26 protein-coding genes and 2 tRNA genes are annotated in these 26,936 nt (G+C 65.6%); 18 read left to right on the forward strand and 10 right to left on the reverse strand.

Features of this window, described 5'->3' with window-relative positions:
- Positions 1-55: 55 nt before the first annotated feature.
- The 5 genes from thiL to mnmA all read right to left on the reverse strand — a co-directional run bounded on the left by thiL (position 56) and on the right by mnmA (position 4,918).
- Positions 56-970, reverse strand: a complete 915-nt coding sequence (gene thiL / locus EGM87_RS15445; protein WP_137709637.1) for a thiamine-phosphate kinase — start codon at positions 968-970, stop codon at positions 56-58.
- A gap of 123 nt (positions 971-1,093) precedes the next feature.
- Positions 1,094-1,540, reverse strand: a complete 447-nt coding sequence (nusB, locus tag EGM87_RS15450) for a transcription antitermination factor NusB (protein WP_048576400.1) — start codon at positions 1,538-1,540, stop codon at positions 1,094-1,096.
- Between the two features lie 66 nt (positions 1,541-1,606).
- Complete coding sequence (hisD, locus tag EGM87_RS15455; RefSeq protein ID WP_137709636.1) at positions 1,607-2,896, reverse strand: histidinol dehydrogenase; 1,290 nt, start codon at positions 2,894-2,896, stop codon at positions 1,607-1,609.
- A 120-nt stretch (positions 2,897-3,016) separates the two neighbouring features.
- A complete protein-coding gene (gene hisG, locus EGM87_RS15460; protein WP_025549747.1) occupies positions 3,017-3,679 on the reverse strand; it encodes an ATP phosphoribosyltransferase in 663 nt (220 codons plus the stop codon).
- A gap of 132 nt (positions 3,680-3,811) precedes the next feature.
- A complete protein-coding gene (gene mnmA / locus EGM87_RS15465) occupies positions 3,812-4,918 on the reverse strand; it encodes a tRNA 2-thiouridine(34) synthase MnmA (RefSeq protein ID WP_044661219.1) in 1,107 nt (368 codons plus the stop codon).
- A 124-nt stretch (positions 4,919-5,042) separates the two neighbouring features.
- Between mnmA and EGM87_RS15470 the strand changes: the two genes are divergently transcribed.
- From EGM87_RS15470 to EGM87_RS15480, 3 genes are all read left to right on the forward strand, one after another.
- Positions 5,043-5,339, forward strand: coding sequence for a hypothetical protein (locus tag EGM87_RS15470; RefSeq protein ID WP_025549749.1), 297 nt, complete (start codon positions 5,043-5,045; stop codon positions 5,337-5,339).
- A 108-nt stretch (positions 5,340-5,447) separates the two neighbouring features.
- The gene (gene sciP, locus EGM87_RS15475) at positions 5,448-5,747 is read left to right on the forward strand and encodes a CtrA inhibitor SciP (RefSeq protein ID WP_007687284.1); all 300 of its coding nucleotides are present in this window, start codon (positions 5,448-5,450) and stop codon (positions 5,745-5,747) included.
- 158 nt (positions 5,748-5,905) lie between these two features.
- Positions 5,906-6,160: a GlsB/YeaQ/YmgE family stress response membrane protein gene (locus EGM87_RS15480; RefSeq protein WP_025549750.1), complete on the forward strand. Its 255-nt coding sequence runs from the start codon at positions 5,906-5,908 to the stop codon at positions 6,158-6,160.
- A 59-nt stretch (positions 6,161-6,219) separates the two neighbouring features.
- Here the strand turns inward: EGM87_RS15480 and EGM87_RS15485 are convergent, their stop codons facing one another.
- Positions 6,220-6,468 (reverse strand): GlsB/YeaQ/YmgE family stress response membrane protein, encoded by a 249-nt coding sequence (locus EGM87_RS15485; protein ID WP_025549751.1) that lies wholly within the window; start codon positions 6,466-6,468, stop codon positions 6,220-6,222.
- A 186-nt stretch (positions 6,469-6,654) separates the two neighbouring features.
- Here EGM87_RS15485 and EGM87_RS15490 point away from each other — a divergent pair, with 186 nt between their 5' ends.
- The 12 genes from EGM87_RS15490 (at position 6,655) to EGM87_RS15545 (ending at position 19,243) form a co-directional block, all read left to right on the forward strand.
- Positions 6,655-7,827, forward strand: coding sequence for an efflux RND transporter periplasmic adaptor subunit (locus EGM87_RS15490; protein WP_137709635.1), 1,173 nt, complete (start codon positions 6,655-6,657; stop codon positions 7,825-7,827).
- Between the two features lie 52 nt (positions 7,828-7,879).
- A complete protein-coding gene (locus tag EGM87_RS15495; protein WP_025549753.1) occupies positions 7,880-11,038 on the forward strand; it encodes an efflux RND transporter permease subunit in 3,159 nt (1,052 codons plus the stop codon).
- A 175-nt stretch (positions 11,039-11,213) separates the two neighbouring features.
- Positions 11,214-12,338 (forward strand): 8-amino-7-oxononanoate synthase, encoded by a 1,125-nt coding sequence (locus EGM87_RS15500; protein WP_061938638.1) that lies wholly within the window; start codon positions 11,214-11,216, stop codon positions 12,336-12,338.
- Positions 12,335-12,952 (forward strand): dethiobiotin synthase, encoded by a 618-nt coding sequence (bioD, locus tag EGM87_RS15505; protein WP_137709634.1) that lies wholly within the window; start codon positions 12,335-12,337, stop codon positions 12,950-12,952. Before EGM87_RS15500 ends, bioD begins: the two co-directional genes overlap by 4 nt.
- A 110-nt stretch (positions 12,953-13,062) precedes the next feature.
- On the forward strand, positions 13,063-15,090 hold the full coding sequence (locus EGM87_RS15510; RefSeq protein WP_137709633.1) for a M13 family metallopeptidase: 2,028 nt from the start codon (positions 13,063-13,065) through the stop codon (positions 15,088-15,090).
- Between the two features lie 253 nt (positions 15,091-15,343).
- Positions 15,344-15,727: a hypothetical protein gene (locus EGM87_RS15515; RefSeq protein ID WP_410483099.1), complete on the forward strand. Its 384-nt coding sequence runs from the start codon at positions 15,344-15,346 to the stop codon at positions 15,725-15,727.
- A gap of 56 nt (positions 15,728-15,783) precedes the next feature.
- The gene (locus EGM87_RS15520) at positions 15,784-17,073 is read left to right on the forward strand and encodes an adenosylmethionine--8-amino-7-oxononanoate transaminase (RefSeq protein ID WP_137709632.1); all 1,290 of its coding nucleotides are present in this window, start codon (positions 15,784-15,786) and stop codon (positions 17,071-17,073) included.
- Between the two features lie 59 nt (positions 17,074-17,132).
- A complete protein-coding gene (infA, locus tag EGM87_RS15525; protein ID WP_003049127.1) occupies positions 17,133-17,351 on the forward strand; it encodes a translation initiation factor IF-1 in 219 nt (72 codons plus the stop codon).
- A 12-nt stretch (positions 17,352-17,363) separates the two neighbouring features.
- Complete coding sequence (locus EGM87_RS15530; protein WP_137709631.1) at positions 17,364-17,936, forward strand: Maf family protein; 573 nt, start codon at positions 17,364-17,366, stop codon at positions 17,934-17,936.
- A 6-nt stretch (positions 17,937-17,942) separates the two neighbouring features.
- Positions 17,943-18,932, forward strand: coding sequence for a hypothetical protein (locus EGM87_RS15535; RefSeq protein ID WP_061938618.1), 990 nt, complete (start codon positions 17,943-17,945; stop codon positions 18,930-18,932).
- Entirely contained in the window at positions 18,922-19,116 is a 195-nt protein-coding gene (locus EGM87_RS15540; RefSeq protein ID WP_137709630.1) for a DNA gyrase inhibitor YacG, read from the forward strand. The genes EGM87_RS15535 and EGM87_RS15540 overlap by 11 nt, the downstream gene beginning before the upstream one ends.
- A 51-nt stretch (positions 19,117-19,167) precedes the next feature.
- Positions 19,168-19,243, forward strand: a tRNA-Phe gene (locus EGM87_RS15545).
- A gap of 180 nt (positions 19,244-19,423) precedes the next feature.
- Here EGM87_RS15545 and EGM87_RS15550 read toward each other — a convergent pair.
- A tRNA-Thr gene (locus EGM87_RS15550) sits at positions 19,424-19,498 on the reverse strand.
- A gap of 115 nt (positions 19,499-19,613) precedes the next feature.
- Here EGM87_RS15550 and EGM87_RS15555 point away from each other — a divergent pair.
- Positions 19,614-19,748, forward strand: coding sequence for a hypothetical protein (locus EGM87_RS15555; protein ID WP_255309048.1), 135 nt, complete (start codon positions 19,614-19,616; stop codon positions 19,746-19,748).
- A gap of 10 nt (positions 19,749-19,758) precedes the next feature.
- Here EGM87_RS15555 and EGM87_RS15560 read toward each other — a convergent pair whose 3' ends face one another.
- Positions 19,759-21,540, reverse strand: a complete 1,782-nt coding sequence (locus EGM87_RS15560; RefSeq protein ID WP_137709629.1) for an aminopeptidase P family protein — start codon at positions 21,538-21,540, stop codon at positions 19,759-19,761.
- 93 nt (positions 21,541-21,633) lie between these two features.
- Between EGM87_RS15560 and EGM87_RS15565 the strand changes: the two genes are divergently transcribed.
- Both EGM87_RS15565 and EGM87_RS15570 read left to right on the forward strand, forming a co-directional pair.
- Complete coding sequence (locus tag EGM87_RS15565) at positions 21,634-23,709, forward strand: S9 family peptidase (RefSeq protein WP_137709628.1); 2,076 nt, start codon at positions 21,634-21,636, stop codon at positions 23,707-23,709.
- 106 nt (positions 23,710-23,815) lie between these two features.
- The gene (locus tag EGM87_RS15570) at positions 23,816-24,214 is read left to right on the forward strand and encodes an acyl-CoA thioesterase (RefSeq protein WP_137709627.1); all 399 of its coding nucleotides are present in this window, start codon (positions 23,816-23,818) and stop codon (positions 24,212-24,214) included.
- An 85-nt stretch (positions 24,215-24,299) separates the two neighbouring features.
- Here the strand turns inward: EGM87_RS15570 and EGM87_RS15575 are convergent, their stop codons facing one another.
- Together EGM87_RS15575 and EGM87_RS15580 are read right to left on the reverse strand one after the other, a co-directional pair.
- The gene (locus EGM87_RS15575; RefSeq protein WP_137709626.1) at positions 24,300-25,283 is read right to left on the reverse strand and encodes a TerC family protein; all 984 of its coding nucleotides are present in this window, start codon (positions 25,281-25,283) and stop codon (positions 24,300-24,302) included.
- Positions 25,284-25,691: 408 nt separating this feature from the next.
- A complete protein-coding gene (locus tag EGM87_RS15580) occupies positions 25,692-26,915 on the reverse strand; it encodes an IS256 family transposase (RefSeq protein WP_044660505.1) in 1,224 nt (407 codons plus the stop codon).
- Positions 26,916-26,936 lie beyond the last annotated feature (21 nt).

Consider the following 26,936-nt stretch of genomic DNA (forward strand, 5'->3'; position numbering starts at 1 on the left):
GGGTGAAGCTACAGGGCGGACGGCGTGCGTCAACCCGTTACGATATTAAGGCAAATCAGCCATGTTCCCAGCCGAGCCGGTCCGGCAGCGGGATCGCCACGCCGTCTATCGTCAGCGTCAGTCCCCCGCCCTTGGCGAAGCGGCCGACGGGTATGGCGCGCACGGGCGGCTTCACCGCGGCGGGAAGGGCGAAGAGCAGTTCATAATCGTCCCCCGCCCGAGCCGCGGCGATCTGAACGGCGTTGCTGGCTCCGCGCGTCGCCTCCAGCGCGGGGGAGAGCGGGATATGGTCGATGGTGACGGCAAGGCCGCTCGCCTCCGCCATGCGGGCGGCGTCGATCAGCAGGCCGTCCGATACATCCATCATCGCATGGACATGGCGGGCGAGCAGCGCGCCCTCCGCCAGACGCGGACGCGGGCGGCGATAGGCCTCGACCAGCGGCCCCGAAGCGCCGGGCATGTTCCTGAGCAGGTCGAGGCCCACGCCCGCATCCCCGACAGGACCGGTCAGATAGAGCCGGTCGCCGGCCTTCGCGCCACTCCGCGCCGGGATCGGGCCCGTCGCTTCGCCCAGCGCGGTCAGGCTGTAGCTGCGCGGGGCGCCCTTGGGCATCTGCACCGTGTCGCCGCCCAGCAAGGGCATGGCATGGCGGCCAAGCGCCTCGCCCAATCCTTCAAGGAAGGCCGCGTCCCAGGCGTCGTCGCCGGACAGCACATAGTTGAGCAGACAGCCGACCGGCTTCGCGCCCTTGGCAGCGAGGTCGGACAGGTTCACGGCGGCCAGTTTCCAGCCGATGTCCGCGGGCGGATCGGCCGGCAGATAATGCACCCCCTCCACCATCGTGTCGCTGGTGAGGATCAGGCGGGCGCTGCCGATTTCGAGGACCGCCACATCGTCCCGCAAGCCCTGGGCGGCAGGATCGTTCGCCAGCAGGCGGAGAAGGGTCAGGAAACGGGATTCAGCGGACATTGAAATGAAATCCGTTCACCCTGAGCTTGTCGAGCCGAAGGCCGGCGAAGCCAACGGCTTTTTCTTCTTTTTAAGGAAGTGAAGGGCTTCGACAAGCTCAGTCCGAACGGATATTTTCTGTTCCTATTTCCGCACGTCCTTGGCCACGGCGTCCAGCAGCCCGTTCACGAAACCCGCCTCGCGCTTGTCGTAGAAGGCATGGGCGACGTCGACATATTCGCTGATCGCCGTGCCGGTCGCCACATCCTTGCGGGCGAGCAGTTCATACGTCCCGGCGCGCAGGATCTGCCGCATCGGCTTGTCGAGCCGCTCCAGGCTCCAGCCCTTGGAGAGCCGCGCCACGATCAGCCCGTCAATCTCCTCGCGCCGCCGGTCCACGCCCTGCACGACATCGTCGAAGAAGCTTTCCTCCGCCTGCGCATAGGTGACATCCTCTATGGTCGCGCCCAGGCGGTGCTGGTGGAATTCATGCAGCAGCAGGTGGAGCGGCGTGCCCTCCATCTCAAGTTGGTAGAGCGCCTGCACCGCGGCGAGGCGCGCGGCGGAGCGGGATTTGGAGCGGTCGTTCATAGTCTTTCCATAACCGTTCGGGCCGAGCCTGTCGAAGCCCTTTGCCGAACGCAGCGAGGGGGGAAATTATTTCAAACGCAGCGCCACCGATGCAGCATGGGCCGGAAGCCCCTCCGCCTCCGCCAGCGCGACGGCGGCCGGGCCGATGGCGTCGATGGCGTTCTGATCGAGGCTGAGGAAACTGGTGCGCTTCATGAAATCCAGCACCGAAAGGCCGGAGGAGAATCGCGCCCGGCGGCCGGTCGGCAGCACATGGTTCGGCCCGGCGACATAATCGCCCACCGCTTCCGGCGTCATCCGGCCCAGGAAGACGGAACCGGCATGGCGCACCTGCTTGAAGAGCGCGTCGGGATCGTCGACCGCCAGTTCCAGATGCTCGGCCGCCAAGCGGTCGACCAACGGCATGGCCTCTTCCAGGTCGCGCACGACGATGATCGCGCCATTGGCGTTCCAGCTCGCGGTCGCGACTGCCTGCGTGGCGAGCAGGGGCAGGCGCCGCTCCACCGCCGCCGCGACCGCATCGGCAAAGGCCGCGTCGTCGGTGAACAGGATCGACTGGCTGGTCGGGTCATGCTCCGACTGGCTGAGCAGGTCGGCGGCGATCCAGTCGGGATCGTTCTTGCCGTCGGCCACCACGACGATCTCCGACGGACCCGCCACCATGTCGATGCCGACCACGCCGTAAAGCTGTCGCTTCGCCTCCGCCACCCAGGCGTTGCCGGGGCCGGTGATGACGTCGACCGGCCTGATCCGGTCCGTGCCATAGGCCAGCGCCCCCACCGCCTGCGCCCCACCGACGCGCCAGATCTCCTCGATCCCGGCGATGGCGGCCGCGGCCAGCACCAGCGGGTTGATCTCGCCATGGGGGGTGGGCGTGACCATGGCGATGCGCTCGACGCCCGCGACCCTGGCGGGGATGACGTTCATCAGCAGCGAACTGGGATAGGCCGCCCGTCCGCCCGGCACGTACAGTCCAGCCGCATCCACCGCATTCCAGCGCGCGCCGAGACGGACGCCCGCCGCGTCCACGCTGTCGCTGTCCTGCGGCTTCTGCTTTTCATGATAGGCCGCGATCCGCGCCGCCGCGAGTTCCAGCGCGTCGCGCAATTCGGTCGAAAGGCCGTCCAGCGCCTTGCGGCATTCGGCGGGTTCGACCGCCCAGCCGCTGACGTTCAGGTCATGCCGGTCGAAACGGCTGGTATAGTCGGCCAGCGCCGCGTCGCCCTCGGCGCGCACGCGCTTCAGGATAGCGGTGACGTCGCGCGACACATCCTCATCGGCCTCGCGCCGGGCATCGACCAGGGCGGCGAAGGCGGCTGCGAAATCGCTGTCGGCGGTAGAAAGGCGGAAGGTCATGGGCGCACCCTTTCCATTGCCGTCATCCCCGCGGAGGCGGGGATCCATCTCCCATAAGACGCACCAAGCGCAACGTGCGGGAGACGGGTTCCCACCTGCGCGCGAACGACGGTGAAGGGATCACGCCGCATCCTTGACCCCCACGGCCTTGCGGAAGGCATCCACCAGCGGCGTCAGTTCCGCCGATCGCATCTTGAACGCGGCGCGATTGACGATCAGCCGCGCCGACACCTGCATGATGACGTTGGTTTCCACCAGCCCATTGGCCTTCAGCGTCGCGCCCGAGGACACAAGGTCCACGATCCGCCGCGACAGGCCCAGCGAAGGGGCCAGCTCCATCGCGCCGTTCAGCTTCACGCATTCCGCCTGAATGCCACGCGCCTCATAATATTTGCGCGTCAGGTGGGGATATTTGGTCGCCACGCGCACATGGCTCATCGCCGCTTCGTCCTCGTCGGCAAGACCTTCGGGTTCCGCCACCGACAGGCGGCAATGCCCCATGTCGAGGTCGACGGGCGCATAGATTTCCGAATAGTCGAACTCTTCCAGCACATCCGATCCGACGATGCCGATCTGCGCCGCGCCATGCGCGACGAAGGTCGCCACGTCGAAGGCGCGCACGCGGATGATCGACACGTCCGGCCGGTTGGTGGCGAAGCGCAGCGCGCGGCTCTTCTTGTCATGGAATTCCGCCTCCGGCTCGATACCGGCTTTGGCAAGCAGGGGCAGCGCCTCATCGAGAATGCGGCCCTTGGGAATGGCGAAGGTGAGCGGACGAGTCATGACGCGCGGGCCTTACTTGCGAAAGCCTGAAAGAACAAGGTCGCGCAGGCCCACCCCCAACCCCTCCCGCCTGCGGGAGGGGAGCGAGACTTGCCATGCCGCAGGCGTAGCTTAGTCGCAGCGGGGAGGGGCTTACGCCGCCTCCGCCAGCGCCGCTTCCGTCGCTGCGATCCAGCCGCCGCCCAGCACCCGGTCCCCGGCATAGAGCACCGCCGCCTGCCCCGGCGCGACGCCATATTCGGGCGCGTCGAAGACCAGCCGCTCACCCTCCAGCCGGGCCGGGACGGGTTTGGCCATGGAGCGCACCTTGGCCGTCAAGGGCCCGGAAAAATCCCCGCCCAGCCAGTTGATGTCGCTCAGCCTTGCCGCCGAAACCGCGAGCGCCGCCTTCGGCCCGACGATCACCCGCCGCGCCTGCGCATCCAGCCGCACGACATAGAGCGGTTCGGCCTGGCCGCCGATCTCCAGCCCTTTGCGCTGGCCGACGGTATAGTGGATCATCCCCTTGTGCGTGCCCATCACGCGGCCGTCGATATGGACGATGTCGCCGCCCTCATCAGCGTCGGGCCGCAGCTTGCGCACGATCTTCGCATAGTCGCCGTCGGGTACGAAGCAGATGTCCTGGCTGTCGGGCTTCATCGCCACCGACAGGCCCAGTTCGGCCGCGATCTCCCGCACCTGCGGCTTGGGCAGGCCGCCCAGCGGGAAGCGCAGATAGTCGAGCTGCGCCTGAGTCGTGGCGAAGAGGAAATAGCTCTGGTCCCGCGCCGGATCGGCGGCGCGATGCAGTTCGGCGCCCTGCGCTCCCTCCACCCGACGCACATAATGGCCGGTGGCGAGACAGTCGGCGCCCAGATCGCGGGCTATTGCAAACAGATCGGTGAACTTCACCCCCATATTGCACTTCACGCAGGGGATGGGCGTGCGCCCGGCCATATATTCGTCGGCAAAATCAGCGATCACCGAATCCCGGAACCGGCTTTCGTAATCAAAGACATAATGGGCGATGCCGATGCGATCCGCGACCGCCCGCGCGTCGCGTATGTCCTGCCCGGCGCAGCAGCTTCCCGTCCGCCCCACCGCCGCGCCATGATCGTAGAGCTGGAGCGTGACGCCGATGGTCTCCGCCCCCGTGCGCGCGGCGAGCGCTGCGACGACGCTGCTGTCCACGCCGCCGGACATGGCGACGACGATGCGCCGCGCATCGAGCGGCTCGTTTAGCTGGAACTGGGGCTGCATGCGCGCGCATATAGTCGCCCGCCCTTCGGGGTGCCAGACGAATTCAACGTTTCGTCGCATTCCATACCCCATTTTGGGGGCAAATTTACCGGACCTTATCCTTTGCTCCGTAAACCGCTCTCGCATGGATCTGGGATTCCTCAGGACGGGCGGGCTCAAGGCCGGCTTCGTCAAGCCTTCGGGCCGGCGGCGCGTGCCGGTCTGGCCGTCCTTGCGGGCCGCTTCGGCGGCGGCGCAGGCGGCCAGCCCCACCGCGCAGGCGGTCGCAGGCGTCCTGCGGGGGCAGGAGATCGAGGGAGACTGGGTCCAGGAACTGGCCGATATTCTCGCGCCACGTTCCGGCGGCAAGATCGAGGCCGTGGGGCTCGCGGGCAGCTTTAACCCGTTGATCGCGAACCGTTTAAAGGTGGGGAAAGGATGATGAAGGGGGCGTTTACCGTGGCGCTTTAGGGCCTGTTCAGGGCTTGAAGCGCAAACAGGCAAGCACTGCTGAAATCGGCAACGCCAGTGCCGCTTATTGAGGGTGATAATGATCGAAAACCAGAAAATCAGACCTGCACAGGTCGTCGGGCCGCTTGGAGAACCCCTGACTCTGGAAAGCCTGCCGCCCGTCGATACGACTCGCTGGGTCGTGCGCCGCAAGGCTGAAGTCGTGGCGGCCGTGAACGGCGGCCTGCTGACCGTGGACGAAGCCTGCGCGCGCTATTCGCTGACGCTGGAGGAATTTGCGAGCTGGCAGCGCGCCGTCGACCGTTCGGGCATGCACGGCCTGCGCGTGACGCGCATCCAATATTACAAGTCCCTCTACGAACGGCAGCAGAAATACTGATCATCCGTTTCAGCAATGAAGGGTCGCACAGGAAGGCCGCCGGATATGTCATCCGGCGGCCTTCTTCTTTGTCAAGTGCGAAAGGGAACGTAACGCCGACTTCTCCGTTGAACAGATCAGCCCACCCGAAAGGGGCTATGGTCCAAGGAGAGTGAGAAATGGGCATCATCTTGTGGCTCGTTGTCGGCGGCATCATCGGCTGGCTTGCCAGCATGGTCATGCGGACCGACGCACAACAGGGCATCCTGCTGAACATCGTCGTCGGCATCGTCGGCGCGTTCATCGGCGGCCTGATCTTCAGCGGCGGTTCGATCAATGACGGCCTGACGCTTTACAGCTTCCTCGTGTCGCTGGTCGGCGCCATCATCCTGCTCGCGATCGTCAATCTGGTCCGTCGCGGTTCGGTCCGCTAAACAGCGCCGGAGACGATCAAAAGGGCCGTGCCCCGAAAGGGCGCGGCCCTTTTTTGCGTTCAGCCCCGTCCGGAGAAGAAGCGATAGAGCGCCAGCACGCCGATCGCCCCCAGCACCGCCGCGATGAAGCTCGCCTGCTCGCCGGGCGCATAGACGCCCAGCAGCCGCCCGACATAGCCCGCCAGCAGCGCGCCGGCGATGCCCAGCAATATGGTGACGACGCAGCCCCCCGGATCGCGCCCGGGCATGACCAGCCGCGCGATGGCGCCCGCGAACAGGCCGACCATGATCCATCCGAGCAATTCCATCGCCGCCCTCCAGCCGCCATACAGGGCATAGCGCCATAGTCGCGCCGCTTTGGCAAGGGCCCGCAGGCGCGGCGGAAGGGCTTTGCCGTCCTCCGCACCGCCGTGATAATGGGGGCTTGAGCCGGGTGATGTATTCATATAATACAGCAACCCGAACGGCGCCTATGGCCGAAAGATGGGTTCAGGATGAATTACGAAACTTCATTGGTCGGCGACGCTCCGGCAAATGTCCTTGGCGAGCAGGAGGAACGCTCCGTCTGGCGCCGTCGGCTGACGATCGGCGCCGTGATCGCGATCATCCTGATCGCCGCCGCCACCTGGGTCAGCATGCACGGCAAAGGGGCGGAGGCGCCCGCCGGCGCCGTGCAGGCGCCGGTCGTGACGGTGATCAGCCCGGGCCGGTCGACCGTATCGAACACCGTCAGCGCCACCGGATCGCTCGCGGCGCGGGTGGAGATGCCGGTGGGCGTGGTCGGGGAAGGCGGCGCGGTGACGCGCGTGCTGGTCCAGCCGGGCGACTGGGTGCGCGCCGGTCAGGTGCTGGCGACGGTCGAACGCTCCGTCCAGACCGAGCAGATCCGCTCCCTCGCCGCGCAGGTGGAGGTCAACCGCGCCGACGCCAAGCTGGCGCAGGCGCAGCTCGACCGCGCCCGGGCGCTGGTGTCGCGCGGCTTCATCAGCCAGGCCGACATCGACCAGCGCACCGCCACCCGCGACGCCGCCAATGCCCGCGTCAGCGTCGCCATCGCGCAGCTGGCCGAACAGCGCGCCCGTACCGGCCGCCTCGACATCCGCGCGCCCGCCGCGGGCCTGGTGCTGACCCGCGCGGTGGAACCTGGCCAGATCGTGAGTTCGGGCAGCGCCGTGCTGTTCCGCATGGCGAAGGGCGGGGAGATGGAGATGCTGGCCCAGGTCAGCGAGGGCGATCTGGCCGCGATCCGTCCGGGCAACAGCGCCACCGTGACCCCGGTCGGCGGCACGGCGCAATTTGCCGGGCGCGTCTGGCAGGTGTCGCCGGTGGTCGACAATCAGACCCGGCAGGGCATCGCCCGCATCGCCATCCCCTATAATCCGGCGATCCGTCCGGGCGGCTTCGCATCCGCCGCGATCGTCAGCGGCACCGGCTCCGCGCCGATGCTGCCGGAATCGGCGGTGCAGAGCGACGAGAAGGGCAATTTCGTCTATGTCGTCAACGGCCGGGACGAGGTGCAGCGGCGCGACGTCAAGATCGGTCAGGTGACCGATGCGGGCGTGTCGATCCTGAACGGCCTCAACGGCGACGAACGCATCGTGGCTTCGGCCGGCGCCTTCCTGACGCCGGGGCAGAAGGTGAAGCCGGAAGCCGGCAAGTCGAAATGAAGCGGCGGGATGCGTCTGACCGGCGCATCCACCGGCAGGCGAGGAAGCCGTCATGAGTTTTCGTAATATCTCCGCCTGGGCCATCCGCAACCCGGTGTCGCCGATCGTCCTGTTCGTCGCGCTGCTGCTGGCCGGCCTGGTCAGCTTCAGCCGGATGGACGTCAACCAGAATCCCGACGTCAGCTTCCCCATGGCCAGCGTCGTCGTGCGCCAGCCCGGCGCCGCGCCGACGGAGCTGGAGACGCAGGTGACGCAGCGCGTCGAGGCCGCCGTGCGCGGCATCAGCGGCGTGGACGAGATCACATCCTGGGTGTCGGAGGGCGAATCCAACACCAATGTGCAGTTCCAGATCGGCACGCCCGTCGACCGCGCCGTCAACGATGTGAAGAACGCCGTCGACCAGATCCGCAGCGACCTGCCCGAAGGGATATTGGAGCCGCAGGTCAGCCGGGTGGACATCGACGGCGGGCCTATCGCCTATTTCAGCGCCGAAGCGACCGACATGACGCTGGAGGAGCTGTCCTGGTATGTCGACAATACGGTGGCGAAGCGGCTGCTGGCCGTGCCGGGCATGGCGGCGGTCAAGCGCGGCGGCGGCGTGTCCCGCGAAATCCGCGTCATATTGGACCCGGCCAAGCTGCAGTCGCATGGCATCACGGCGTCTCAGGTCAACCAGCAGCTTCAGCAGGTGAACCTCAACGCGGCGGGCGGCCGCACCGAAATCGCGGGCGCCGAACAGGCGATCCGCGTGCTCGGCAACGCCCGCGACGCCTATGCCCTGGGCCAGACCCAGATCGCCATTTCCGGCGGCCGCACCGTCAAGCTGGCCGATCTGGCCGACGTGCGCGACATGTATGCCGAACAGCGTTCGCTGTCCCTGATGAACGGACGGCAAGTGACCAGCTTCAGCATGGAAAAGGCCAAGGGATCGTCCGACGTCACCGTCTTCGACGAGGCGATGAAGGTGCTGGACCAGCTCCGGAAGGAAAATCCGAAGGTCCAGTACAAGCAGCTCTACACCAGCGTCGAATATACCAAGGGCCAGTATCACAGCGCCATGCAGGCGATGATCGAGGGCGCGGTGCTGGCCGTCGTCATCGTCTTCCTGTTCCTGCGCGACTGGCGCGCGACCATGATCTCCGCGCTCGCCATTCCGCTGTCCGCGATCCCGGCCTTCTGGTTCATGGACATGATGGGCTTCACGCTGAACGGCATCTCGCTGCTGGCGCTCAGCCTGGTGGCGGGCGTGCTGGTCGACGACGCCATTGTCGAGATCGAGAATATCGTGCGCCACATGCGCATGGGCAAAAGCGCCTATCAGGCATCCATCGACGCCGCCGACGAAATCGGCCTCGCGGTGCTGGCGACCACCATGGCGATCGTCGCGGTGTTCCTGCCCGTCGCGCTGATGCCGGGCATTTCGGGACAGTTCTTCATTCAGTTCGGCATGACCGTGGTGGTCGCGGTGCTGCTCAGCCTGGCGGTCGCGCGCCTGATCACGCCGATGATCGCGGCCTATTTCCTGAAGGCGCATGGCCAGGAAAGCCATGGCGAGGGTTGGCTGATGGACGCCTATATGGCCGTGCTGCGCTGGTCGCTGGACGAGCGCAAGGCCGTCGCCCATCGCGCCCGTGGCGGCATGGCCCGCTTCACCGCCTGGATTCGCGACCACCGCATCTGGACGCTGGGCATGGGTTTCCTGGCCTTTGTCGCCACGATCTTCGCCTTCGGCACGCTGCCCATGTCGTTCCAGCCGACGATCGACACCGATTTCAGTCAGGTGAAGATCGAAACCGTGCCCGGCAGCACCCTGCAACAGACGACGGCGATCACGCGCAAGGTCGCGGACATGCTCGCCGCCGACAAGGATATGGTAGAGGCCGCCTTTGCCGACATCCAGACGACGGGCGCCGACATCTTCCTGACATTGAGGAAGGACCGGCCCATCTCCTCCGTCGAATGGGAACGCAAGGTCGCGCCCAAATTCCAGCAGGTGGCCGACGCCCGCGTCAATTTCCAGTCGCAGTCGGGCGGCGGCTTCGGCCGCGACATCATCATCATGTTCGGCAGCGACGATCCGGTGAAGCTGGAGGAAACCGCCAACAGGCTGGTGGCGGAAATGGCGGGCATCCATGAAATCCGTGCGCCGCGGGTGGCGGGCGACATGAACCGGCCGGAAATCGTCATCAAGCCGCGCTTCGACCTGGCCGCCAGCCTGGGCGTCACCACCGCCGCGCTGAGCCAGACGATCCGCGTCGCGACGATCGGCGACATCGACCAGAACAGCGCCAAATTCTCGCTGTCCGACCGGCAGATTCCGATCCGCGTGGCGGTCGCGGAAAACAGCCGGCGCGACCTCGCGACGATCCAGAACATGCCGGTGCCCACGGTCAGCGGCGGGTCCGTACCGCTGAAGGTCGTGGCCGACATAGAATTCGGCGCGGGCCCGACGCAGATCCGCCGCTACAACCAGATCCGCCGCATCGTCGTGGGCGCGGACCTGGCGCCGGGCATCGTGACCAGCCAGGCCATGGCCAAGATCGACGCCCTGCCGACCATGAAGGCCATCGCCGCCGGCAAGATACTGGGCGTGCAGAAGCTGAATACCGGCGACAGCAAGTGGCAGGCGGAGATGATCCAGAATTTCGTCATCGCCGTCATTTCCGGCATCATGCTGGTGCTGGCGGTGCTGACGCTGCTCTACAAGCGGCTGATGCCTCCGTTCGTCAACCTGGGGTCGCTGCTGCTGGCGCCGCTGGGCGGGGCGGTGGCGCTGCACCTGACCGGCAATCCGGTGTCGATGCCGGTGCTGATCGGCCTGCTGATGCTGCTGGGCATCGTCGCCAAGAACTCCATCCTCGTCATCGACTTCGCGCTGGAGGAGATGGGCAAGGGCGTGCCGAAGCTGGAGGCGATCATCGACGCCGGGCACAAGCGCGCCCAGCCCATCGTCATGACCACCGTGGCGATGGTGGCGGGGATGGTGCCCACCGCCCTGTCGCTGGGCGGCGACGGCGCATGGCGCGCGCCCATGGGCATCACCGTGATCGGTGGGCTCATCCTCTCGACCGTGCTGACGCTGGTGATCGTGCCCGCGACATTCAGCCTGGCGCTGGGGATCGAGGAATGGGTCGGCCCGCGCCTGGGCCGCCGCCTGCTGACCTACAAGCCCGGCGACAACCGCGCTGCGACGGCGCAACCGGCGGAATAGGGTGGTTTCTGCCTTTCAGCTTTTCTCATAATGCGCCGTGCTCCCGTGAAGGCAGGAGCACGGTTCACCTGAACCGAACGCGAACGCCCGCTATCCGCCCTACCGTGCCAAAGCCGGACGGCGGATCGGCGGTCGGGCTTGCCCGCTCCCGCTCCGCGGGCCTATAGGCCGCGCCATGACCAGCGAACCCTTCCGTTCGCAGCTCGCCGCGCTGGAAAAGCGCGGCCGCCTGCGCAGCCTGACGCCCCGCGCCGGGCGCGACTTCGCTTCCAACGACTATCTTGGCCTGGCGGGCGATCCGATCATCGGTCAGGCCGTGGCCGATGCCGTGGCGCGCGGGGTGCCGGTGGGGTCCGGCGGATCGCGCCTGCTGCGCGGCAACGCGCCCGAACATGAAGGGCTGGAGGCGAAGGCCGCCGCTTTCTTCCGCACCCAGGCGGCGCTGTTCATGGCCAACGGCTTTGCCGCCAATCTGGCGCTGTTCTCCACCCTGCCGCAGCGCGGCGACCTGATCGTCGCGGACGAGCTGATCCACGCCAGCGTCCATGACGGCATCCGCATGTCGAAGGCCGCGGCCGTCTTCGCCCGCCACAATGATGTGCAAAGCTTTGCCGACCTGATCGCCGCCTGGCGGCAGGAGGGCGGCAAGGGGCGGGTGTGGATCGCGGTCGAAACGCTCTATTCGATGGACGGCGACATGGCGCCGCTCGGCGACCTCGCGACGCTGGCGGCCAGGCATGACGCCATGCTGATCCTGGACGAGGCCCATGGCACCGGCGTCTTCGGCCCTTCCGGACGGGGCCTGTCGGCAGGGCTGGACGGGCTGCACAATGTCGTGACGCTGCACACCTGCGGCAAGGCGATGGGCGTGGAGGGCGCGCTGATCTGCGGGCCGCGCATTCTGATCGATTACCTCATCAACCGGGCGCGCGCCTTCATCTTCTCGACCGCGCCGTCGCCGCTGATGGCGGTGGCGGTCTCCGCCGCGCTGGACCGGATCGAGCAGGCGGGCGACCTGCGCGAGCGGCTGAAGACGCTGATGGTCGATGCGGGCGAGAATATCTGCGCGCCGCTCGGCCTGCCAAGCCCGCGCAGCCAGATCGTGCCGGTGATATTGGGCGAGGACCGTCGCGCCATGGCCACCGCCGCTGCCTTGCAGGAGGCCGGCTTCGACGTGCGCGGCATCCGTCCGCCGACGGTGCCGCCGGGCACCAGCCGGCTGCGCATCTCGCTGACGCTGAACGTGGGGCGCGCCGACATCGCCGCCCTGGGGGACATTTTGCGGCGGGTGGCGGCGTGAGCGGCTTCATCGTCACGGGCACCGATACGGACATCGGCAAGACGGTCTTTGCCGCCGGCCTGGCGGGTGCCCTTGGCGCCCATTATTGGAAGCCGGTGCAGGCGGGCGTCGATCCGGAGGGCGACAGGGAGCGGGTCGCCGCGCTGTCGGGCCTGCCTCCGGCGCATATCCTGCCCGAAGCCTATCGCCTCACCACGCCCGCTTCGCCCCATCTGGCGGCGCGGATCGACGGGGTGGAGATCGCGCTTGACCGGCTTGTCCTGCCGAAGGTGGACGGCCCGCTGGTGGTCGAGGGCGCCGGCGGCCTGATGGTGCCGGTCAGCGACAGGATGCTGATGATCGACCTGTTCGCGCATTGGGGCCTGCCCGCGATCCTTTGCGCGCGGACGGGGCTTGGCACCATCAACCACAGCCTGCTCAGTCTGGAGGCCCTGCGCGCGCGGGCCATCCCCATCGCCGGCATCGTCTTCATCGGCGAACCGCATGAGGAAAATGAACGGATCATTCCGCTGCTGGGCCAGGTGCCCAGCCTTGGCCGCCTGCCCTATCTCGATCCGCTGGATGCGGGGCAGTTGCGGACGGCTTTCGCAGCATCGATCCGTCTGCCCGGCTAAAGACCGGTGAGGCAAAGCGGAAAGCGCCCAAGTTTTTCGACAAACGACATGGACATCCTCGCTTCGAAGCGCTCAATTCCCTGCATCGCATAAAGCAAGGGAAAGCTTTGATGAAATATCTCCTCCTCGGCGCGGCGGCAGTTGCGCTGGCCGCAGGCGCGTCCGTGGCCCAGACCGGTCAGACGACCGATCCGGCCGCAAAGCCCACCTATGGCAGCTACGGCTTCGACAGCGCCGGCATGGATAGGTCGGTGAAGCCCGGCGACGATTTCTACGACTACGCCAACGGTAGCTGGGCGAAGAACACGCCCATCCCCGCCGACAAGTCCAATTACGGCGCTTTCAACACGCTGGACGACCTGTCCCGCGAACGGACCAAGGCCATTCTCGACGCCGCGCAGAGCGATCCGAACAGCAAGATCGGCAATGCCTATGCCAGCTATCTCGACGCCGCGACGGTGGAGAAGAAGGGCCTGACCCCCGTCAAGCCGTGGCTCGCGAAGATCGGGGCGGTGAAGGACAAGGCGTCCTATGCCCGGCTCGCCGCCGAAGCCGCCCGCGCCGGCATCGACGGCCCCTTCGGCTTCTACGTCAATCAGGACGACAAGGACCCGGAAACCTACATCCTCGTCCTGCACCAGTCGGGCCTGGGCCTGCCCGACCGCGACTTCTACCTGGAACCCGACGCCAAGATGGCGGCGATCCGCACCGCCTATGTCGCGCATCTGGAAAAGATGCTGACCCTAGCGGGAGAAAGTGATGCCAAGGCCCGCGCCGCCGCGCTGATGGCGTTCGAAACGGACGTGGCCAAGGTCCACTGGACCCAGGTCGACAGCCGCGACGCCGACAAGACCTATAACAAGATGACGCTGGCCGATCTGCAAAAGGCCGCGCCGGGCTTCGACTTCGCCGCCTTTTTCGCCGCCAACAGGCTCGCGCCCAAGGATCTGCTGGTGTCGCAGCCCAGCGCCGTGGCCGGGGAAGCCGCGCTGATCGCCAAGACCCCGGTCGGCGTGCTCAAGGACGCGCTGCTGCTGCGCACGCTGCACGGCTTTGCCGACCAGTTGCCGGACGCGGTCGCCAATGAGAATTTCGCCTTCTACGGCACCACCCTCTCAGGCACGCCGGAGCGCGAGGCGCGCTGGAAGCGGGCGGTGGACTTCCTCAAATCCTCCATGGGAGAGGAAGTGGGCAAGGTCTATGTCGCCAAATATTTTCCGCCCGAAACCAAGGCGGCGATGGACCAGCTCGTCAGGAATGTGATCGCCGCCATGGGCCGCCGCATCGACGGTCTCACCTGGATGAGCGACGCCGCCAAGGCCCGCGCCCACAAGAAGCTGGCGGCCTTCACGCCCAAGATCGGCTATCCGGACAAATGGCGCGACTATAGCGGCCTGAAGATGCAGCGCGGCGACCTGTTCGGCAATGCGCTGCGGTCGAACCAGTATGAGTTCGACTATCAGATGGGCAAGCTCGGCAAGCCCATCTATCGCTGGGAATGGGGCATGACCCCGATGGAGATCAACGCCTACGCCAATTTCGGCATGGTGGAGATCGTCTTCCCTGCCGCCATTCTGCAGCCGCCCTTCTTCGATCCCCATGCCGATCCGGCGGTCAATTATGGCGGCATCGGCGCGGTGATCGGCCATGAGCTCAGCCATCATTTCGACGATCAGGGCGCGAAATATGATGAGACCGGCAAGCTCAACCAATGGTGGAGCGATCAGGACGTCGCCAATTTCAAGGCGCTGACCGACAGGCTGGTCAAGCAATATGACGCCTATGAACCCTTCCCGGGCGCGCATGTGAAGGGCGCCTTCACGCTGGGCGAGAATATCGGGGACCTGGCCGGAGTCGCGGTGGCGCTCGACGCCTATCATGCATCGTTGGGCGGCAAGCCCGCGCCGGTCATCGACGGCACCACCGGCGACGAGCGCTTCTTCCTGGGCTGGGCGCAGGTGTGGCGGCGCAATTATCGCGAACCCAATCTGCGCCAGCGGCTCGTCACCGATCCGCATTCGCCGTCGCAATATCGTACCGACACGGTACGCAACTTCGATCAGTGGTATGCGGCTTTCAAGCCTGATGCGGGCGGCAAGATCTATCTTGCGCCGCAAGATCGCGTGAAGATCTGGTAAGGATATGGAGCGGGGGCCGGAAGTGATTCCGGCCCCATTTTCGTTCTTATTACGTAATGATTTCCTCGGACGATGAATCGTGAGTTACGGGCGATTAACCGCATTTTCTTTGTTGACCGTCTCTTAAATGCAACATTTTGTCGGATCGCCCTTTAATCGGTTCAACCTCTTCCTCAGCTTGGCGTTCAAAGTCTGTGCAAGTTTGAGGAGAAGCATTTTGACGGGTCTGAAATCAATCATTCTGAAAAGCGGCATGGCCTCGATCGCGCTGGCGGTTGCAGGCCCGGCGCTGGCGCAGGGCGCTGCCGCTCCCGCCGCCCCGGCTGCTCCAGCGGCGGCGGGCGCGAGCACATTCAGCGATGCGGAGATCAAGCAGTTCGCCGCCGCTGCGGTCGAGGTGACGAAGATCCAGCAGGATACGTCCATCGCGGAAGCCGACAAGCAGCCCAAGATGCTGGCCGCGCTTCAGGCGTCCGGCATCCCGCCGGAAAAGTTCAACCAGATCGGCCAGGCGGCTGCGGCTGACCCCGCGCTCCAGCAGAAGATCCAGGCGGCGGCTCCGTCCGCGCCCGCCGCTCCGGCGGCGCCTGCGGCCGGTGCGGCTCCGGCTTCGCCGGCCACGCCGCCCGCCCAGTAAGCGCGGCGTTGGAAGCATCATTGCATTGGGGGAGGTCATCGGCCTAAGCAGCGGCCATGACCTCTCCCGTCTGGCACCCTTTTTTCCAGCATGGCTTGAACGAGCCGATCCCCCTCGTCCGCCGGGCCAAGGGGGCTTTGCTGCATCTGGCCGACGGCGGCACGCTGATCGACTGCATTTCAAGCTGGTGGGTCACGACCCACGGCCATTGCCATCCCCGGATCGCCGCGGCGATCGCCGGGCAGGCCGGGCGGCTCGACCAGCTGATCTTCGCCGGCTACACCCATGAACCAGCGGAGGAGGTGGCGCGCGGGCTGATCGAACTGGCCCCCAGGGCCGCGGATCGCGACCCCCTCGCTCATGTCTTCTTCTCGGACAGCGGCTCCACGGCGGTCGAAGTGGCGCTGAAAATGGCGCTTGGCTACTGGCACAACCGGGCGCTGGACGGCCTTTCCGACCCGCGCCACCGCATCCTCGTCCTCCAGCACAGCTATCATGGCGACACCATCGGCGCCATGTCGGTGGGGGAACGCGGGGTCTATAACGCCGCCTGGTCGCCGCTGCTGTTCGATGTGGACACGATCCCCTTTCCCCATGAGGGCAAGGAACAGGCGACGCTCGACGCGCTGGAGGCCGCCTGCGCGCAAAGGCCGGCCGCCTTCATCGTCGAACCGCTGATCCTGGGGGCAGGGGGGATGCTGATCTACCCGCCTTCCGTCCTGCGGGACATGGCGGCGATCTGCGCGCGCCACGACGTCCTTTTCATCGCGGACGAGGTAATGACCGGCTGGGGCCGCACCGGCACCCTTTTCGCCTGCGATCAGGCCGGCGTGGTGCCGGACATCATGGCCGTGGCGAAGGGCATCACCGGCGGCGCGATCCCGCTCGCCGCGACGCTCGCCACGCCGCGCATCTTCGACGCGCACAGGTCCACCGATCGCGCCCGCCTTTTCTACCATTCCAGCAGCTACACGGCCAACGCCATCGCCTGCGCCGCCGCCGCCGCCAATCTCGCCATCTGGCGGGAGGAGGATGTGCTTGGCCGCATCGCGACTCTAGGCCAGGCCATGGCTGATCGACTCGAAGAACTCGACGCGCATCCCGCCTTTGCCAAGGCTCGCCGGCTGGGCGCCATCGCCGCCATCGACCTGATCACGCCGGACGCCGGCTATCTGTCCGACGTCGCGCCGCGCCTGCGCGCCTTTGCCCATGAAAACGGCCTCTTGCTGCGGCCGCTGGGAAACACCATCTATCTGATGCCGCCCTATTGCCTTGACGCAGATCAGCTCGATCACGTCTTCGCGGTGCTTCAAAAAGCCGGTGAAAAGTTCGGACGTCCCGCCTGACTTTCTTTTTCCGCATTTTGGCGCTATGGCGGCGCGATTTTTCGGCTTTCCAGGATATTATGGCAAAAGAAGAACTGCTTGAAATGCGCGGACAGGTTGTGGAGCTTCTCCCCAACGCCATGTTCCGCGTGCGGCTTGAAAATGATCACGAGATCCTCGGCCACACTGCCGGCAAGATGCGCAAGAATCGCATCCGCGTGCTGGTGGGCGACGAAGTGCTGGTCGAACTGACCCCCTACGACCTGACCAAGGGTCGGATCACCTACCGCTTCAAATAAGCCGCCTCACGCATGCGGCTCATCCTTGCTTCGGCTTCTCCCAGACGGTGTGAACTTCTGGGTCAGATCGGCGCGTCTCCGGACGCGGTGGACCCGGCCGATCTCGACGAAACACCCCGGAAGGGCGAACTTCCCGCCGCCTACGCTGCCCGCGTCGCCGCCGAAAAGGGCGCGCTGGTGGCAGGGCGTCACCCCGGCGCCTTGGTCCTGTCTGGCGACACGGTGGTCGCCGCCGGTCGCCGCATCCTGCCCAAGACGGAAACGGAAGCCGAAGCGCGCGAGTGCCTCCGACTCCTGGCCGGCCGCCGCCATCGCGTCTTCAGCGCAATCACCCTGATCGACGCGGAGGGCAAGGCCCGCCACCGCCTCTCGACCAATATCGTCACGTTCAAACGGCTCGATCGCCCCGAAATCGAAGCCTATATCGCTTCTGAAGAATGGCGCGGCAAGGCGGGCGGCTATGCGATACAGGGCCGCGCCGCCGGACTCATCCGCGCCATCCAGGGCAGCCACAGCGCGATCATGGGTCTGCCCCTCTACGAAACCCGCGCGCTGCTCAAGGCAGCGGGCTATCCACTGGACTAACCGCACATGGCCGAATGGCTCTACGAAGAAGGCATTGGCGAGGCCCGCGCCGCGCTGATCGAAAAGGGCCGGCTGGTCGAAGCGCAGATCGAACGGGAAAGCGACGCCGCCCGTGCCGGTGCGGTGATGCAGGGCAAGCTGATCCGCACCGTCATCCCGAAGAAGCGCGGCATCGCCCGCCTGATCTCCGGCGAAGAGGTTCTGGTCGAACCCATCCCGCCGAAGATCGCGGAGGGCGCGACAATCCTCCTCGAAATCCTGCGCGAAGCCATCCCGGAGGAAGGGCGCGCCAAGCTCGCCAAGGCGCGCATCGCCCAGCCCGGCTCCAAGGCGCATCCTGCCCCAAGCCTGCTCCAGCGCCTGCGCGCCACCGGGCTGCCCATCGTCCCTTGCCCCGCGCATGAGGAAGACCGCTTCGAAGCCCATGGCTGGAGCGAACTGATGGAAGAGGCGATCTCCGGCGAGATCGGCACGGAGGAAGCGGCGCTGCGCATCTTCCCCACGCCCGCGATGATCCTGATCGACGTCGACGGCTCCCTGCCCCCGGCCAAGCTCGGCCCCAAGGGCGCGAAGCTGGCGGCGCAGGCGATCCGTCGCATGGGCCTGACCGGCTCGATCGGCATCGACCTGCCGACGATGAACAACAAGGACGAGCGCGCCGTCGCCTCCGCCCAGATCGACAAATATCTGCCGCTCCCCTTTGAGCGCACGGCGGTCAACGGCTTCGGCTTCGTCCAGATCATCCGCCGCCGGGAACGCATGAACCTCATGGAACTGCTCCGCGCCGACCCGGTCGAGACGGCGGCCCTGGCGCTGCTGCGCCGCGCCGAGCGCCACGGCAATGGCGGCCCGGCGACGATCACGGCAGCGCCTGCGATCATCGACCGCCTGCACAAGGCGACCGACTGGATCGAACAGCTCGCCAAACGGCGCGGCGGCGTGATCGGCTTGAAGGCGGACGCGGCACTGACCATATCGGCCGGCCATGTCTCCTAAAGCCTCCTCCTGCCCGATCTGCGGCCAGCCCTCGCACCCCGAAACCCGCCCTTTCTGCGGAAAGGCCTGCCGCGATCGCGACCTTCTGCAATGGCTGGGCGAGGGCTACCGCGTCCCCGGCGCACCCGCTTCGGACGAGATGAAAAAAAGTGACGAAGATGGGGTAGACAGCACCCCGACCTGATGCCTATAGGCACGCCTCACCAAACGACAGGTGGTCCTCACCGTCGCCCGTGCCCGGGTAGCTCAGTTGGTAGAGCATGCGACTGAAAATCGCAGTGTCGGCGGTTCGACTCCGTCCCCGGGCACCATTTCCCCTATATTCCATAGGCCTATGACCGTCGGGAATGACGGTATATATTTGGCTGGCTGGCGGTATATCGTCCACTGCCATCCGGGTGATAGCTCCGCGACGATACTGGCGCACCCGTTCAAGCCACGCGCTTATTTCGGCTTTGGGAAAATCTGCATCACAGACAGATCAGGAAAAATGGTGCTGCCGGCGAGGATTGAACTCGCGACCTCAGCCTTACCAAGGATGCGCTCTACCACTGAGCTACGGCAGCACTATTTTCAGTTCCATCCGGCTTATCGCGCCGGCGGAGCCGGGCCTATGGCTGCCTCCTCGCGCCATGTCAAGGCGGCTTGCGGCAGAAGATGCAATTTGATTATGGGCGGGCCATGACAAACGGTCAGGACGAACGGAAAGAGCGCTTGGCGCAGGCGTTGCGGGACAATCTGCGTCGCCGCAAGGCACAGTCCCGCGAATCGCGCGACGCGGAAACCCCCCGGCGCCCCGACGGCGCCAAGGGGTAATTCCGATCCGTTACAGCGGGGCGCAGGCCGCCTTCAGCCAGTCGAGCGCGCCGCCCTCCAGTTGCGGGCCGACGATCTCCAGCACCCGGGCGTGATAGGCATCCAGCCACGCGCGCTCCTCGTCCGTCAGCAACTCCGTCGCGATCGCATTCCGGTCGATGGGCGCGTAGGTCAGCGTTTCGAAGCCCAGCATCTCCCGCTCCGCTCCCGGCACGTCGCGGGGTTCGACCAGCACCAGATTCTCGATGCGGATGCCATATTCGCCGGTCTTGTAATAGCCCGGCTCGTTGGAAAGGATCATCCCCGCCTGAAGCGCTTCGTCCCCGCCGCCGAAGGTCGCGATCCGCTGCGGCCCTTCGTGCACCGACAGGAAGCTGCCGACGCCATGCCCGGTGCCATGGGCATAATCCAGCCCTTCCGCCCAAAGGAACTGACGCGCCAGCACGTCGAGCTGCCCGCCCCGCGTCCCCTTGGGAAACTGCGCGCGGGCAAGGGCGACATGCCCCTTCAGCACCAGCGTGAAGCGGCGCTTCATCTCCTGCGTCGGCGTGCCGATGGCGACGGTGCGGGTCACGTCGGTCGTGCCGTCGCGATATTGCCCGCCCGAATCGACCAGATAGAAGCTGCCCGTCTCGATGGGCCGGTTCGTCTTCTCCTCCACCCTGTAATGCACCACCGCGCCATTGGGGCCCGCTCCGGAAATGGTGTCGAAGGACAGGTCCTCCAGCAGCCCGGTCTCCTTGCGGAACGTCTCCAGCTTCGCCGCCGCGCCCAGTTCGTCGACGCCGCCCTTGGGCGCCTCGGTCGCGATCCAGTGCAGGAAACGGCTGAGCGCCGCGCCGTCCCGCGCCTGCGCCGCCTTGTGCCCGGCGATCTCGACCGGGTTCTTCACCGCCTTGGGCAGCACCGCCGGATCGCGCAACGCCAGCACATGCGCGCCGCCGGCCTCCAGGCCCGTGAAGATCGCCGCCACCGCCCGTTCGGGATCGGCGGCGACCGTCTTGCCCGCAAAGCCCGCCAGCGCATCCGCGAACGCCTCGCGGTCATGCACCCGCACCGCATTGCCCAGATGCTTCACCACCGCTTCGTCGATCTTCTCCGGCGCGACATAGAGGTCCGCGGTCGCATCGGCATGGACGATGGCATAGGCGAGCGCGACCGGCGTCCGCTCCACATCCTTGCCCCGGATGTTGAAGGTCCAGGCCAGCGAATCGAGTGCGGACAGCACCGCCGCATCGGCATGCTTCGCCACCAGCCAGTCGGCCATGGCCTGCCGCTTCTCCGCCGCCGACTGCCCGGCATAGCGGTCCTCATGCACTACCAGCTTGGCGTCGCTGGGCGCGGGGCGGTCGGGCCATATGGTGTCGACCGGATTGGTGTCCACCGCCACCAGTTCCGCGCCGCGTTCGGCCAAAGCCTCGCTCGCGGCCTTCACCCAGGCGCGCGTATGCAGCCAGGGATCATAGCCGATCCGTCCGCCGACCGGCGCATGCTCGCCCAGCCACGCCGCGACGGAGGTCTGCGGCACGCTCTCATATTGCCAGTGCGCGCCATCCACCTGCTCGCGCACCTGCAAGGTATAGCGGCCGTCCACGAAGATCGCGGCCTCCTCCGGCAGCACCACCGCGCTGCCCGCAGACCCCTGGAAACCGGTCAGCCAGGCCAGCCGCTGCGCATAGGCGCCGACATATTCGCTCATATGCTCATCGGTCAGCGGCACGACAAAGCCATGCAATTCATCGCGCACCAGTTGGGCGCGCAGGGCTTTCAGCCGGTCTTCATAGCTAGACATCAAATTTCCCTTGGACTTGCCGGCCCTCTTGCGCAGGGCCTATGGCCGCCAACATAAGCAGACCAGCACAGTTTCGCCAGATCAGGACATTGAATGACCGTTCCCGCCCAAGTCCCTGCCGCCGCCCGCCGCCCGTACAGCTTCACCCGTCACGGCATCACCGTGCAGGACCCCTATGCCTGGCTGCGCGATCCCGGCTATCCGGAGGTGAAGGACAGGGACGTGCTCTCCTATCTGGAGGAGGAGAATGGCTTCTTCGAGGCCGCGATGCAGCCGCACAAGGCGCTGACCGACCGCCTGTTCGAGGAGATGAAGGGCCGCATCAAGGAAGATGACAGCTCGGTCCCGCAGAAGGACGGCGACTATATCTACTGGCGCGCGTTCGAGGTCGGCGCCCAATTTTGCAAATGGTATCGCAGACCCGTGGCCGCCCGGGACGACGGCGCCGAGGATCAGCTCATCCTGGACGAACCCGCGCTGGCGGAGGGGCATGACTATTTCCGCCTCGGCGCCCTGTCGGTCAGCCCGGACGGCCGCTACCTCGCCTATGCCATCGACAATAATGGCTCCGAACGGTTCGAGGCGCGGATCAAGGACCTCTTCACCGGCGAAATCCTGCCGGAGGTGATCCCCGATACCCTATCCTCGCTGGTCTGGACGAGCGACAGCAGGGGCCTGCTCTACGGCATCGCCAATGAACAATGGCGCACCGACAATGCCCGCCTCCACTGGCTGGGCCAGCCGGTGGAAAGCGACGTCGAACTCTTCCATGAGGATGATGAGGGCTTCCGCGTCTCGGTCGGCCTCACCTCATCCGAAAAATGGATCGTGATCGCGACCGGCGACCATGTGACCAGCGAGGTCTGGCTGCTCCCCGCCGACAATCCCGCCGCAGCGCCGCTGCTCGTCGCCCCGCGCAAGCCGGGCCGCGAATATGAGGTGGATGAGCATGAGGGCACGCTCTACATCCGCACCAACGACACGCATCCCAATTTCCGGTTGGTGAAGGCGTCGCTGGAAAATCCCGGCGACTGGGCCGAAGTGATCGCCCCGGACGCGCATTTCTATCTGACCGACTTCACGCTGTTCAAGGGCTTCTACGTCACGGAGGGGCGGCAGGACGGCCTCGACCAGATCGAACTGCGCGACTATGCGACCCACAGCGCCAGGCGCATTCCCTTCCCGGAGGCGAGCTATTCGGCGTCGCTGGACGATAATCCCGAATATGACGTGACGAAGCTGCGCATCGGCTATGAATCGATGGTTACGCCCGACACCATCTACGACTATCACCTCGCCACCGGTGAGCTGGAAGTGCTGAAGGTGCAGGAGATTCCCTCCGGCTATGATGCGACCCGCTACGCGACCGAGCGTCTCATGATCCCGGCCCGCGACGGCACGCCGATCCCGGTGTCGATCGTCTATCCCAGGGATCTGCCCCGCGACGGCAGCGCGCCGCTGCACCTCTATGGCTATGGCGCCTATGGCATTGCGATGGAGCCGGGCTTTTCCACCAGCCGCCTGTCGCTGCTGGACCGGGGCTTCGCCTTCGCGCTGGCCCATATCCGGGGCGGCGACGACCTCGGCCAGCAATGGTATCTGGACGGCAAGCTCGACAAGCGCACCAACACCTTCACCGATTTCGTGGACGTGGCCAAGGGGCTGATTGAGCGTGGCTACACCTCGAAGGGGCGGATCAGCATTTCCGGCGGATCGGCGGGCGGCGAACTGATGGGGGCAGTCATCAATTCGGACCCCGACCTGTGGGGCGCGGTGGTGGCGCATGTGCCCTTCGTCGACGTGCTCAACACCATGCTGGACGAAACGCTGCCACTGACGCCGGGCGAATGGCCCGAATGGGGCAATCCGATCGAGGACAAGGCGGCGTTCGAGACGATCCTGTCCTATGATCCCTACAGCAATGTCAGCGCCCAGGCCTATCCGCCGCTGATGGTGACGGCGGGCCTCAACGATCCCCGCGTCACCTATTGGGAACCGGCCAAATGGGTGGCGAAGCTGCGCGCCACCAAGACGGACGGCAACATCCTGCTCCTGAAAACCAATATGGGCGCGGGCCATGGCGGCAAGTCGGGCCGCTTCGAAAGCCTCCACGAAACGGCGGAGGAATTCGCCTTCATCCTCTGGCAACTGGGTATCGAAGAAGCATGAAGGCGCCCGCCTCTCCTCCGTTCGCTTTGAGCTTGTCGAAGGGGCTCTCTTTTCTCGAAGAAGGAAGGGGCTTCGGCAGGCTCAGCCCGAACGGAGGGAGAGGATAATGCCCTCCACCTACACCACCCAATTCACCGCCGGTCCCGGGCATATCGACATTCTGGGCCATGTGAACAACGCTGTCTGGGTGCAGTGGATGGAGCAGGTCGCCACCGAGCATTGGACCCGCGACGCCGCGCCGGAGCATCTGGACGCCTATGTCTGGGTCGTGACCCGGCATGAGATCGACTATCGCGGCAATGTCCGGGAAGGCGAAACCGTCACCGCCCGCACCTGGATTCCCGAAGGCCCGCGCGGCGCCCGTTTCGACCGGCACATGGAATTCACCGGCCCGGACGGCAAGGTGAAGGTCGCGGCCAAGTCCACCTGGGCGATCATCGACCGGGAAACGGGCCGCATCCTCCGGGTTCCCACCGAAGTCGCGGCCCGCTTCCTCACCTCCTGACCGCCCCTAACCAATGTCCGTCATCCCCGCGCAGGCGGGGATCCATCTCCTGGCATAAAGTCTGGACGCAAGGCCGAGGTGTCGCTTACGCCACCCGCTTTCCCTCTTCCCGCGTCTTCCACAGCGACCAGCCCACCCCCGCGCCGATCAACGCGAAGGTGACGCCCAGGCTGAGGACCGGCGGAAACTTGTCGCCGCCTAGCAGGAAGTCCGCCACGAAGATCTTCGCTCCGATGAACACCAGGATCGCGGCCAGCGCATATTTCAGATAGTGGAAGCGGTGCACCATCGCCGCCAGCGCGAAATACAGCGCCCGCAGGCCCAATATCGCCATCACGTTCGACGTGTAGACGATGAAGGTGTCCGTCGTGATCGCGAAGATCGCGGGCACGCTGTCCACCGCGAACACCAGGTCCGCGAAATTGATCACCACCAGCGCCAGCAGCAGGGGCGTCGCCGCCGTCACCGCTCGGCCGGTCTTCGGATCGGTCATGCGCGCCAGGAAATGCTCGCCATGCAGCTCCGGCGTCACCCGCATATGGCGGGAAATGAAGCGGATCGCCGGATTGTTGCCGACGTCCATCGGCTTGTCCCCGGTGAACATCATCCTGATGCCGGTGAAGATCAGGAAGGCGGCGAACAGGTACAGCACCCAATAGGCCTGATGCAGCAGCATCGCCCCGCCCGCGATCATCAGGCCGCGCAGCACGATCACGCCGATAATGCCCCAAAGCAGCGCGCGATACTGATATTTCGCCGGAATGGCGAAATAGGAGAAGATCAGGCTGATGACGAAGACATTGTCGATGGACAGCGCCTTCTCGATGAAGAAGCCGGTAAAATATTGCATGCCCGGCTCCGGCCCGCGGACGAACCAGACCCAGAGGCCGAATGCGCAGGCGATGCTGATGTAGAAGACGGAAAGCTTCAGGCTCTCCCTGATGCCGATTTCCTTGTTCTCCTTGTGCAGGAAACCAAGGTCGAAGGCGGTCAGCGCCACGACGATGGCGAAAAAGGCGAGCCAGAACCAGGCGGGCGTCCCCAGCCAGTCCGTGACGAGAAATTCCATGGGATATGCTCCTCTCGTTCAACGGCAAAGGTCGATCGGAGAATCCGCTGCCATGAATGGGGGATGGGGTGAGCCAGACCGCCATGCGCATCGGATAGTCCGATGCGGTCCGACATCACGCGCTGGGAAAAGCGCGCCAGAGGGGCCCGGTCCGCGAGGGGGGAGGATAAAGGGTGAGGCGGTGAAAATCAACCGGGCTGAGGTGTTCCGGCGGGTTTTGGCCAATCCAGGACATTCCCCTCCCGCAGGCGGGAGGGGTTAGGGGTGGGTGCGAGCGCAGCGAGCTTCCAGCTTAGCCGTTGAAAATTCACGCTGATGTCGCGCCAGCCCACCCCCTAGCCCCCTCCCGCCTGCGGGAGGGGGAATGGGGACTGTCAGGAATTTCGTGTGCGGCGAGGCGGTTGACCATCAGGCCGTCATGGCCCTGATGAAGCGTTCGCCGAAGAGAACGGCAAATTGAGCCTTCGCCATGTTCCACTCGCGCGGCGGCATTTTCCACTCTTTTTCCGATCGGTTCAAGATCAGATAGAGCAGCTTGGTGGCGGCCTCATCGTTGGGGAAATGACCTCGCGCACGAACGGCGCGGCGGAGCTTTGAATTGAGGGCCTCTATCGAGTTTGTCGTGTAGACGATCCGCCTGACTTCTTCAGGAAACGCGAAAAATGGGATGACTTCGGGCCACGCCCTGCGCCAGCTCTGGCCGATAGCCGGATAGCGTTGCCCCCAGAAGCCCGCTTCGAAGGCCGTCAGCGCTTCCTCGGCGGCTACGGCATCGACGGCGCGGTAGATGGCCTTCAGAGCTGCCCCAAGCGCCTTACGGTCTTTCCATGCCACGAAATCCATCGAGTTCCGCAGCAGATGGACGATGCATGTTTGAACCATCGCTTCGGGGAAGACGGCGGTGATGGCGTCGGGAAAACCCTTCAGGCCATCGACGACGGCCAGCATGATATCCTCGACACCGCGGTTGCGCAGTTCGTTCATGACGCGCAGCCAGAACTTGGCGCCTTCATTCTGCTCCAGCCATAACCCCAGGACCACCTTGGTGCCGTCGGCCATGACGCCCAGGGCAATATGGATCGCCTTGTTGCGGACCATGCCTTCGTCGCGGATCTTGACCCGGATCGCATCGAAGAAAACCAGCGGATAGGCTGGGTCCAGCGGGCGTTGCTGCCAGGCTGTGACCTCCTCCAACACCGCGTCCGTGATCGTGCTGATCAGGTCGGGCGAGGCCTCGATGCCATACAGTTCGCGCAGATGCCCGGTGATCTCCCGGGTGCTCATGCCGCGCGCGTACATCGAAATGATTTTGTCGTCGAAGCCGGGGAAGCGTCGCTGGTATTTGGCAATCAACTGCGGATCGAAGCTGCCAGCCCGATCGCGTGGCACCTCGATCTCGATCCGTCCTCCGTCGGTCGTCACTGTCTTGCGGCCATAGCCGTTCCGGCTGTTGTTCCCTTGCTCCTCCTGGCCAAGATGGTGATCCATCTCCGCATTGAGCGCACGTTCGGCAAAAGCCTTCTTCAGGGAATCAAGCAGGCCGCCCTGGCTGAGCGCTGCCGCCGCGTCAGTGCCGGCAAGCAGCTGATCGAGAATGTCGTTCGGTATCGAGGGTTCTTTGCGTCGTGACATATTGGGTCTCCTTGTTACCCA

Source organism: Sphingobium sp. RSMS (assembly GCF_005406185.4).
Taxonomy (GTDB): Bacteria; Pseudomonadota; Alphaproteobacteria; order Sphingomonadales; family Sphingomonadaceae; genus Sphingobium; species Sphingobium fuliginis.

What these genes read in the sequence shown, in the direction of transcription:
- EGM87_RS15530 (WP_137709631.1), top strand. Translation starts at nt 17,364, where the DNA reads ATGCGGCTCATCCTTGCTTCGGCTTCTCCCAGACGGTGTGAACTTCTG.
- EGM87_RS15520 (WP_137709632.1), top strand. Translation starts at nt 15,784, where the DNA reads ATGACCTCTCCCGTCTGGCACCCTTTTTTCCAGCATGGCTTGAACGAG.
- EGM87_RS15575 (WP_137709626.1), bottom strand. Translation starts at nt 25,283, where the DNA reads ATGGAATTTCTCGTCACGGACTGGCTGGGGACGCCCGCCTGGTTCTGG.
- EGM87_RS15565 (WP_137709628.1), top strand. Translation starts at nt 21,634, where the DNA reads ATGACCGTTCCCGCCCAAGTCCCTGCCGCCGCCCGCCGCCCGTACAGC.
- infA (WP_003049127.1), top strand. Translation starts at nt 17,133, where the DNA reads ATGGCAAAAGAAGAACTGCTTGAAATGCGCGGACAGGTTGTGGAGCTT.
- thiL (WP_137709637.1), bottom strand. Translation starts at nt 970, where the DNA reads ATGTCCGCTGAATCCCGTTTCCTGACCCTTCTCCGCCTGCTGGCGAAC.
- mnmA (WP_044661219.1), bottom strand. Translation starts at nt 4,918, where the DNA reads ATGCAGCCCCAGTTCCAGCTAAACGAGCCGCTCGATGCGCGGCGCATC.
- EGM87_RS15500 (WP_061938638.1), top strand. Translation starts at nt 11,214, where the DNA reads ATGACCAGCGAACCCTTCCGTTCGCAGCTCGCCGCGCTGGAAAAGCGC.
- EGM87_RS15470 (WP_025549749.1), top strand. Translation starts at nt 5,043, where the DNA reads ATGGATCTGGGATTCCTCAGGACGGGCGGGCTCAAGGCCGGCTTCGTC.
- hisG (WP_025549747.1), bottom strand. Translation starts at nt 3,679, where the DNA reads ATGACTCGTCCGCTCACCTTCGCCATTCCCAAGGGCCGCATTCTCGAT.
- EGM87_RS15495 (WP_025549753.1), top strand. Translation starts at nt 7,880, where the DNA reads ATGAGTTTTCGTAATATCTCCGCCTGGGCCATCCGCAACCCGGTGTCG.
- EGM87_RS15510 (WP_137709633.1), top strand. Translation starts at nt 13,063, where the DNA reads ATGAAATATCTCCTCCTCGGCGCGGCGGCAGTTGCGCTGGCCGCAGGC.
- hisD (WP_137709636.1), bottom strand. Translation starts at nt 2,896, where the DNA reads ATGACCTTCCGCCTTTCTACCGCCGACAGCGATTTCGCAGCCGCCTTC.
- EGM87_RS15485 (WP_025549751.1), bottom strand. Translation starts at nt 6,468, where the DNA reads ATGGAATTGCTCGGATGGATCATGGTCGGCCTGTTCGCGGGCGCCATC.
- EGM87_RS15570 (WP_137709627.1), top strand. Translation starts at nt 23,816, where the DNA reads ATGCCCTCCACCTACACCACCCAATTCACCGCCGGTCCCGGGCATATC.
- EGM87_RS15490 (WP_137709635.1), top strand. Translation starts at nt 6,655, where the DNA reads ATGAATTACGAAACTTCATTGGTCGGCGACGCTCCGGCAAATGTCCTT.
- EGM87_RS15540 (WP_137709630.1), top strand. Translation starts at nt 18,922, where the DNA reads ATGTCTCCTAAAGCCTCCTCCTGCCCGATCTGCGGCCAGCCCTCGCAC.
- EGM87_RS15515 (WP_410483099.1), top strand. Translation starts at nt 15,344, where the DNA reads ATGGCCTCGATCGCGCTGGCGGTTGCAGGCCCGGCGCTGGCGCAGGGC.
- EGM87_RS15580 (WP_044660505.1), bottom strand. Translation starts at nt 26,915, where the DNA reads ATGTCACGACGCAAAGAACCCTCGATACCGAACGACATTCTCGATCAG.
- nusB (WP_048576400.1), bottom strand. Translation starts at nt 1,540, where the DNA reads ATGAACGACCGCTCCAAATCCCGCTCCGCCGCGCGCCTCGCCGCGGTG.
- EGM87_RS15560 (WP_137709629.1), bottom strand. Translation starts at nt 21,540, where the DNA reads ATGTCTAGCTATGAAGACCGGCTGAAAGCCCTGCGCGCCCAACTGGTG.
- EGM87_RS15555 (WP_255309048.1), top strand. Translation starts at nt 19,614, where the DNA reads ATGACAAACGGTCAGGACGAACGGAAAGAGCGCTTGGCGCAGGCGTTG.
- EGM87_RS15535 (WP_061938618.1), top strand. Translation starts at nt 17,943, where the DNA reads ATGGCCGAATGGCTCTACGAAGAAGGCATTGGCGAGGCCCGCGCCGCG.
- EGM87_RS15480 (WP_025549750.1), top strand. Translation starts at nt 5,906, where the DNA reads ATGGGCATCATCTTGTGGCTCGTTGTCGGCGGCATCATCGGCTGGCTT.
- sciP (WP_007687284.1), top strand. Translation starts at nt 5,448, where the DNA reads ATGATCGAAAACCAGAAAATCAGACCTGCACAGGTCGTCGGGCCGCTT.